Source organism: Holdemanella sp. DFI.5.55 (assembly GCF_020593575.1).
GTDB lineage: Bacteria > Bacillota_I > Bacilli_A > Erysipelotrichales > Erysipelotrichaceae > Holdemanella > Holdemanella hominis.
On the sequence record NZ_JAJDMK010000088.1, the window covers coordinates 1 to 7,646 of the forward strand.

Below are 7,646 nucleotides of genomic sequence, written 5' to 3' on the forward strand. Positions count from 1 at the left end.
AGACAGATGAGTTATGTGCTCAATATGTTAAGCGTGTTACAGATTTCTTAGAAGAAAATAATTTTTAGAAAGAGGGTGGCCCAATGAAAAGAGTCATTAGTATTGTTGAAGACGAGAAGGATATCAATAATCTAGTTGCCCAATACTTACGAAAAGAAGGATATGAGGTTCATTCTTACTATACATACGAAGAGGCAAGTGCACATGTTGCGGATGATGATGTGCATTTGTGGATCTTAGATATTATGTTGGATGACAAATCTGGTTTTGACTTGATTGAAGAAATTCGTCTTCAAGGACCAGAAACGCCAGTTATCTTTATGTCTGCGCGTGATAAAGAATTTGACCGTATTATTGGATTAGAGAAAGGCTGCGATGACTATATCACAAAACCATTTTCACCTAAAGAATTAGTATTAAGAGTCAACAATATTATTAAGCGTGCTTATCGTGATGATAATAATCGCATTAGCATTGATGGATATGAATTGGATGAAGAACAACGAAAAATCTATGCGGACAATGTAGAAATTGAATTAACGACAAAGGAATTTGACTTGTTGATGATGTTTATCAAAAACAAAGGAATTGCCTTCTCACGTGATAAAATTCTTGAAAATGTTTGGGATGAAAACTACTTTGGTAGTGATCGTGTCGTAGATGATACTTTGCGTCGTTTGCGTAAAAAACTTCCAAATTTAAACATTCATACAATCTATGGATATGGATATCGTTTAGGGTGATACAAATGTATCCCCTTTTCTTTTTCTTATGGTAAAATGTTTATGATGAGGTGATATTTTATGAAGGGACCTTCCTTTTATTTTCAAAAAATGTCATTAACGCGACAAATTTTAACAATTATTTTGACGGTTTTGATGTTTTTTATCATGTTTTTCTTTGTGTTTGTCAGCGATAATATTGATCGAACCATTACTAAACAAATGTATGAACTGATCTTAAATCGACAAACATCGATCGTTGGATTAGTGGATTCGAAACAAACCGATAGTATAGATGACATTTATGCTTTCTTAGCGAGTGACAGTGTTCAAACAAACTGTATTATTCAAGATGGTAAAATGAATGTGATCTCAAATCAGAGTTCCAAAAGAAAACCAGTGAATCATAAAGTATATGAATATTTATTAGATCAATCTAAACAAATGAATTCCGAAAATGAAGAAGCACTACAGGGAACGATTATAGTCGCAAATTCGAAGTATTATTATCGTTTGATCTATTGTCATGACGGTATAATTTTGGCAAGTTTTATGGATGATACGTACGCGACACAATTTAGAGATTCATTGATTGATTCTACGGTATACGTTATTGTGATTGCGTTTATGATTGTATTCCTGATTATTTTAATGTGGGTATTCTCAATTATTCATCCTTTGAATTTAATTCGAAATTATATTGAACAAATTAAAGATGGAAAAGAAGTAGAACTTCATTTAAATCGTGATGATGAAATTGGTGAAATGGCGACTGCGATTGTGAAGATGAATGAAGAATTGAAAAAGCAGGATAAAGCCAAAGAAGATATGATTCATAATATTTCGCATGATTTAAAAACGCCGATTGCGACAATTAAATCGTACGCTGAATCTATTAAAGATGGTATCTATCCTTATGGAACTTTGGAAAGCAGTGTTGATGTCATCTTAGATAATGCACAAAGATTAGAAAATAAGGTACATTCTTTATTGTATATGAATCGTGTTGAATACTTGGTGGCAAGTGATGCTGAGGGTGTAGTCACAAATATGAAGGATGTTGTGGAACAGGTTGTATTAAATGCAGCTGTGATTCGCCCTGAAATTCAAGTGATTACAGATGTAGAAGAAGTCTTCTTTGATGGTTTGATTGAAGCGTGGCGTGTAGCCATTGAAAACATTATGGAAAATGCATTCCGTTATGCGAAATCTTACATTAAGATTGAAGTAAGAGAAGACTGGTTGTGTATTAGTAATGATGGTCCAAAGATGCCTGAAGATCGCATTCAATCTTTATTTAGACCTTATGAAAAAGGCGAAGGAGGACGTTTCGGACTAGGATTATCCATTGTTTCTAAGGTTTGTAAGGCCAACCACTATATTGTGAAAGGTGAAAACAGCGAGGATGGAGTTCGCTTTATCATTTATCGTAAAACAAAAAAACAAAAGAAGAAAAAAGAAAATAACTGGGTAAAAAATAAAGGAGAAAAAGCATGATGAATGTCGCAACGATTGGCTCTGGTGTTATAGTAGAGCGCATGATTGAAGCTATGCGTTTAGATGATCGATACAATTTATATTGTGTATATTCTAGAACGGAGAAGCGTGCTAAAGAATTTGCCGAAAAACATGGGATTCAAAAGTATTACACGGACATGGAAGAAATGTTGAATGATGAAAATGTGGATATTGTTTATGTGGCAAGTCCAAACTCTTTACATTATTCACAATCAAAAATGGCGTTGGAACATAAGAAGCATGTTATTAATGAAAAACCATTTACGCCAACTTTAAAAGAGTGTAATGAACTATTTGAAATAGCAGAAAAAAAGGGTGTCTATATTTTTGAAGCCATCACAAATGTGCATTTACCAAATTATAAAATTATTAAAGAAAATATGTCGAATTGCGGAAATATCAAGATGGTTCAGTGTAATTTCTCACAATATTCATCGAAGTATCAAAAGTATAAAGATCATGTTCAAACAAATGCCTTTGATACAGCTTTCAATGGTGGAGCATTAATGGATATCAATGTATATAATTTACATTTTGTGACGGGAATGTTTGGTAAGCCGAATGAGGTTCATTATTTTAAAAATGTTGGATACAACGGCATCGATACAAGCGGAATTATTATTATGCAGTATCCCGATTTTATCGCAACTTGTACGGGTGCTAAAGATTGTTCAAGTCCTAATGCAGTATATGTACAAGGGGATCAAGGAACGATTATTGTCTCTGGTGCGAGCAGTGGTGTATGTAAAGATGTGTATTTTGATGCGCCTAAAAAGGATCAAATTGGAAAAAAAGCTACAGACACTAAAGAAAAAATCAGTATTGAACAACCAAATCACATGTTGTATGAGTGTCAGGACTTTATGGATATCATCCTAAATAAGGATGAAGAAGCTTATACAATGTATAAGGAACAAACCCAAATGGTTGTCGAACTATTAGAAAAGCTATCATGATGATAGCTTTTTTTGGAATATATATAATTTTTCAGTGCTTTGACTCGCATCAAAAGTGTATCCTAAATCTGAAAATTGAGTAATATCTTTGATGTTTTCAATCTTGTTTTCGGCAAGATAGCGAACCATAGCACCTCTTGCCATCTTGGCATAAACACCTTTTTCTTTACCATTTTCTTCGACAAAACGAACATCAATCAATGGCTTATATTTTCGTATGATTTTGGCATATTCTTCACTCGCCAGATTTAAAATCGGTTCATCGATTTGTTTGGCAAGATCGTCTTTCCAAAAGTCATACAAAGAGAATGGGCATTTTGTCTGCATTTCTAAACGATAGGGTGTGATCGCATCCAGTGGCTTTAAAAGACCATAAAATCCAGAAAGAATGTACAGATGCCCTTGAATATATTTGATTTGATCATCTGTAAATACATGGGGTGCCATATATTGATATTGTATGCCAGAATAGCTCAGTATGGCTGGTGTTGTATTTTCTTCTAGACTCATATTTTGGAATTGATCATATGTAGTTTGGGCAATTGTGTCTGAACATTTTAAATAAGATTTTAATTCTGAATAGTCTAAACTTTTAATATGATTTAAAAGTTCAGTTGTCTTGGATAAGAACATGGGTGTTGTACACTCTATGTTGATATCATCGATCATTTTCATTTTCTTAGCGGGTGAGATAATTATTTTCATAATAATATTGTATAATAGGTGTCAAGAAAGGGAAGTGAAGATTATGGTGAAAACTGAAGAAATGTTAAAAAATTTAGAGGAATTGATCAATACACCGAGTGTGGTTGGTTTTTATCCTGAAATTCATAAAAAATTAGCGGAGATGGTAGGAAAGTTTGGATATGAACTTGAGTTTGATAATAAACGTACTGCCTATGTTCGTGTACCAGGTAAAGATTCTAGTAAGATTGTATGTGTAGGAGCTCACTTAGATACGATTGGTATGCAGGTTCGTCATGTGATGGACAATGGATGGATCGAAGTAAAAAACTTGGGTGGAGTCAATTTCCATAATGTGGAAGGGGAGAATGTCTATATTCACACTCGTAGTGGAAAAACATATGAGGGTATGGTAATTTGTAAGTCGCACTCTACACATGTATTTGATGATGCGAGAAGTCGTGAGCGTGATAAATTTAATGAAGCTATTTTATTGGATGAAGATGTTAGTTGTGCTAAAGATGTATATGATTTAGGGATTGAACATGGGGATTTGATTAGTGTAGAACCACGTTTTAGACGTACAGAATTTGGTTTTATTAAATCACGTCATATTGATGATAAGGCTATGGTTGCAGCCGTGATTGATGTGTTGCGTCAATTGAAAGAAGAGAATCTAACACCGGCTTATGATACTTTGTTTGCGTTTCCTATTTATGAAGAAATTGGCCATGGAGGAGCATATGTTCCTAGTGAAGTGAGTGAATATGTAGCTTTGGATATCGGCTTGATTGGGCCAGATAATCATGGATCTGAAAAGAAAGTTTCTATTGGGGCTAGCGACAACTATTCTCCTTATGATTGGGGATTAACAACTAAAATCATCAATTTGGCAAAAGCGAACAATATTAACTATTGCGTAGATACATATTATCGTTTTGGCTCAGATGCTACAGCGGCGATTCGCGCTGGAAACAATATTATGCCTGCTGTATTTGGGGTTGGTTGTATGAATTCGCATGGCTATGAAAGAACGAGTGTTCAAGCTATTGAGGATTGTGCACGTCTAACATTGGCTTATGTATTAAGTGAATAGAAAAAAGAGATATCTTTGCGATACCTCTTTTTTGGTTGAACTAAAATGTGAAATGGATTTGTTCAACCATATACATTCTAAATGATTTTTAAACGTATTCATAGACCAAAAAACGATAAATGGTCGATGAAAGAAGAAAAAATAAATATTTGTTAAAGAATTTCACATAATTCATATCCATTATGGATTTGATTCAACATTTTTTCTTTTGTTTGTTTAAATAAATCAAATTGCTTTTTAGCCTCATTCACGTTTTGATAGACCTTCCAATCTCCGACTAAGTAATAGGGCTTGTGTTCAATAAATCCAATTACATCATCTAAGGGATAACCAAGAAATACACCTATTTCATGAGGAAAGTTTCTTGTGTTAAGTCTTTTTTTGAGTTCTTGTATACACAGTTCAAAAGTATTTGGGTATTGATAGGATTTTAGAAAATTTTGAACTGCATTTGAGGAAATATAGTCTTTAAGTTTGGAATTGTATACATAAATGGTGTATTGAGTTTCTTGTTCTATGAGGATAAAGAAGATCCCTTTTGAATTGAATTGTTGATTGTATTGTTTGATAAATGATCGAATACTATCATCGTCTTTTGGAAGGTGGAACATATTGGCATATTTATATTGCTTCAGTGCAGGTGCACAATAATTGGCCAATAATGATTCAAAACGCTGTTTCGGCATAATTAAGCTCCAATCGCTTTTTTGATGTTTTCGATATCTTCAGGTGTACCGGAATTTTCTACTTTATATAGAATTTCACAACCATAATCTTCACTGATTTTATCAGCTGCCTGGCAATATGCGTCACCATAATTTGTATCTCCGGAGCAGACAACACCTTGAATCAATGTGCCATTGGCCATCAAGAAGTTTTCGACTTCAGCTGGTACATCCCCATAGCCATCTGTATAAGTAAATAAGATGTATGGTTCATCAATGCTCTCAGATCCATCATTGATGCGTAATGCATCAATACCTAATGAACTGATAATTTCTTCCACATTACCAGTACGACTTGCGAATGCATATTTCATGATTTTACCTCCTTAAAAGTTAGGTATAACTAACTACTATTAGTATAACTCTAAGGCAGTTAGTTGTAAATAACTTTTTTAAGAAATTAATTGTATATGATATACTATTTTTGTTTAATAGGAGAGGTTTTATGCAAGTGAAAGATATGACGAAGGGAAATGAATTAAAGTTGATTTTTTTGTTTTCTCTACCTTTAATGCTTGGAAATATATTTCAGCAGCTATATACAGTTTGTGATACTATCATTGTTTCTAGACACCTTGGTGTGAAGGCGTTAGCAGCCATAGGATGTTCGGATTGGCTAACATGGATGGGAATTGCAGTCGTGACTGGTCTTGCCCAAGGTTTTTCAATTCCGATAGCTCATGCGTTTGGTACTCATGATAAGAGTAATGTACAAAAATGTATTTCTACTTTAGTTGTGAATGCGATTATATCAACAGTGGTTTTATTAGCCGTGATTTATCCGCTTTTGCCAAATATTTTGATTTTATTAAAAACACCAGCTGATATTATGGATCGAGCTCTAGCGTATACACACGTTATTTATATCGGTTTGTTTGCGACTATGTTTTATAATGCACTTGCCAGTATTTTACGTGCTTTTGGCAATTCTAAAACACCACTACAAGCCATGATTATTGCCAGTATTTTTAACGTAGGCTTAGATATACTATTCGTGATGGGATTTGAGTGGGGAATCATCGGTGCTGGTGTTGCGACAGTTATTGCACAAATTCTAGCTGGATGCTTCTGTTTATATCATGTATTAAAATTAAAAGAATATATGCCTACATCAATTTGTAAGGACGTAACATACTATAAAAATCAATTTAGATTAGGAATTCCTATGGCACTACAAAATGTCTTGATTTCAATTGGTGGTATGGTATTAACAAGTGCCGTAAATCGATATGGAACTTATTTCCTTGCTGGATTTACAGCTATGAACAAGCTATATGGAGTGCTTGAAATTTCAGCTGTTTCTTATGGCTATGCCATGGTTACATATACGGGACAAAATTATGGAGCACATCGTTATGATCGTATCAAGAGTGGTGTGAAAAAAGTTGTTTTATTATCTTTGGCTACTTCCATCTTGATTTCTATCATACTTTGGATTTTTGGACCATTCTTCTTATCTTGTTTTATATCAAAAACAAGTGAAGGTGCTAATGAAGCAATGACATATGGATTGAATTTCTTACGATGTTTAACCGTTTGGCTTCCAATTTTATATATGTTACACGCCTATCGTTCTACTATACAGGGCTTATCCAATGCCTTTATTCCTATGGTATCTGGCTTATTTGAGTTATTGATGCGAATCTCTGGAGCTTTGATTCTACCTATCTATTTTGGTAAAGCTGGCCTATATCCTGTAGAAGTGTTGGCATGGATTGGTGCTGTTATAATCTTGGTTCCTAGTTATTATCACATGGAAAGAAATTTTCAAAAAGTTTCAGAAAAGCGTTGACAAATTGTTTCATTCGGAATAAAATACGTTCATACATAAAGCAAAGGTGCTTATAGTTCATGAAATACATGAGCTGTAAGTGCCTTTTTACTTTTGTATAAGGGAGCTAACTATATAAAATTCAAGTATTTTTTATGAAAAAGTTTGAAAATA

8 protein-coding genes are annotated in these 7,646 nt (G+C 33.8%); 5 read left to right on the forward strand and 3 right to left on the reverse strand.

The features are described 5' to 3' along the window. Positions 1 to 83 precede the first annotated feature (83 nt). From LJE08_RS12060 to LJE08_RS12070, 3 genes are read left to right on the forward strand one after another with little or no spacing between them, the layout of a single operon-like run. On the forward strand, positions 84 to 743 hold the full coding sequence (locus LJE08_RS12060; protein WP_117570991.1) for a response regulator transcription factor: 660 nt from the start codon (positions 84 to 86) through the stop codon (positions 741 to 743). A gap of 60 nt (positions 744 to 803) precedes the next feature. Beyond that, positions 804 to 2,219, forward strand: coding sequence for a HAMP domain-containing sensor histidine kinase (locus LJE08_RS12065; RefSeq protein WP_117925570.1), 1,416 nt, complete (start codon positions 804 to 806; stop codon positions 2,217 to 2,219). Further along, positions 2,216 to 3,196: a Gfo/Idh/MocA family protein gene (locus LJE08_RS12070; protein ID WP_227403352.1), complete on the forward strand. Its 981-nt coding sequence runs from the start codon at positions 2,216 to 2,218 to the stop codon at positions 3,194 to 3,196. The genes LJE08_RS12065 and LJE08_RS12070 overlap by 4 nt, the downstream gene beginning before the upstream one ends. Here the strand turns inward: LJE08_RS12070 and yaaA are convergent. Next, on the reverse strand, positions 3,191 to 3,901 hold the full coding sequence (gene yaaA, locus LJE08_RS12075; RefSeq protein ID WP_186998936.1) for a peroxide stress protein YaaA: 711 nt from the start codon (positions 3,899 to 3,901) through the stop codon (positions 3,191 to 3,193). The two genes, LJE08_RS12070 and yaaA, sit on opposite strands and share 6 nt — an antisense overlap. A gap of 43 nt (positions 3,902 to 3,944) precedes the next feature. Between yaaA and LJE08_RS12080 the strand changes: the two genes are divergently transcribed. Then, positions 3,945 to 4,976 (forward strand): M42 family metallopeptidase, encoded by a 1,032-nt coding sequence (locus tag LJE08_RS12080; RefSeq protein WP_117925573.1) that lies wholly within the window; start codon positions 3,945 to 3,947, stop codon positions 4,974 to 4,976. 152 nt (positions 4,977 to 5,128) lie between these two features. On the opposite strand, the gene LJE08_RS12085 is transcribed toward LJE08_RS12080, so the two are convergent. Both LJE08_RS12085 and nrdI read right to left on the reverse strand, forming a co-directional pair. Beyond that, complete coding sequence (locus tag LJE08_RS12085) at positions 5,129 to 5,662, reverse strand: DUF3793 family protein (protein WP_227403353.1); 534 nt, start codon at positions 5,660 to 5,662, stop codon at positions 5,129 to 5,131. A gap of 2 nt (positions 5,663 to 5,664) precedes the next feature. Then, complete coding sequence (gene nrdI / locus LJE08_RS12090) at positions 5,665 to 6,015, reverse strand: class Ib ribonucleoside-diphosphate reductase assembly flavoprotein NrdI (RefSeq protein WP_117925575.1); 351 nt, start codon at positions 6,013 to 6,015, stop codon at positions 5,665 to 5,667. Between the two features lie 131 nt (positions 6,016 to 6,146). Between nrdI and LJE08_RS12095 the strand changes: the two genes are divergently transcribed. Beyond that, positions 6,147 to 7,493, forward strand: coding sequence for an MATE family efflux transporter (locus LJE08_RS12095; protein WP_199593206.1), 1,347 nt, complete (start codon positions 6,147 to 6,149; stop codon positions 7,491 to 7,493). Positions 7,494 to 7,646: the final 153 nt, after the last annotated feature.

What these genes read in the sequence shown, in the direction of transcription:
- nrdI (WP_117925575.1), bottom strand. Translation starts at nt 6,015, where the DNA reads ATGAAATATGCATTCGCAAGTCGTACTGGTAATGTGGAAGAAATTATC.
- LJE08_RS12060 (WP_117570991.1), top strand. Translation starts at nt 84, where the DNA reads ATGAAAAGAGTCATTAGTATTGTTGAAGACGAGAAGGATATCAATAAT.
- yaaA (WP_186998936.1), bottom strand. Translation starts at nt 3,901, where the DNA reads ATGAAAATAATTATCTCACCCGCTAAGAAAATGAAAATGATCGATGAT.
- LJE08_RS12080 (WP_117925573.1), top strand. Translation starts at nt 3,945, where the DNA reads ATGGTGAAAACTGAAGAAATGTTAAAAAATTTAGAGGAATTGATCAAT.
- LJE08_RS12070 (WP_227403352.1), top strand. Translation starts at nt 2,216, where the DNA reads ATGATGAATGTCGCAACGATTGGCTCTGGTGTTATAGTAGAGCGCATG.
- LJE08_RS12065 (WP_117925570.1), top strand. Translation starts at nt 804, where the DNA reads ATGAAGGGACCTTCCTTTTATTTTCAAAAAATGTCATTAACGCGACAA.
- LJE08_RS12085 (WP_227403353.1), bottom strand. Translation starts at nt 5,662, where the DNA reads ATGCCGAAACAGCGTTTTGAATCATTATTGGCCAATTATTGTGCACCT.
- LJE08_RS12095 (WP_199593206.1), top strand. Translation starts at nt 6,147, where the DNA reads ATGCAAGTGAAAGATATGACGAAGGGAAATGAATTAAAGTTGATTTTT.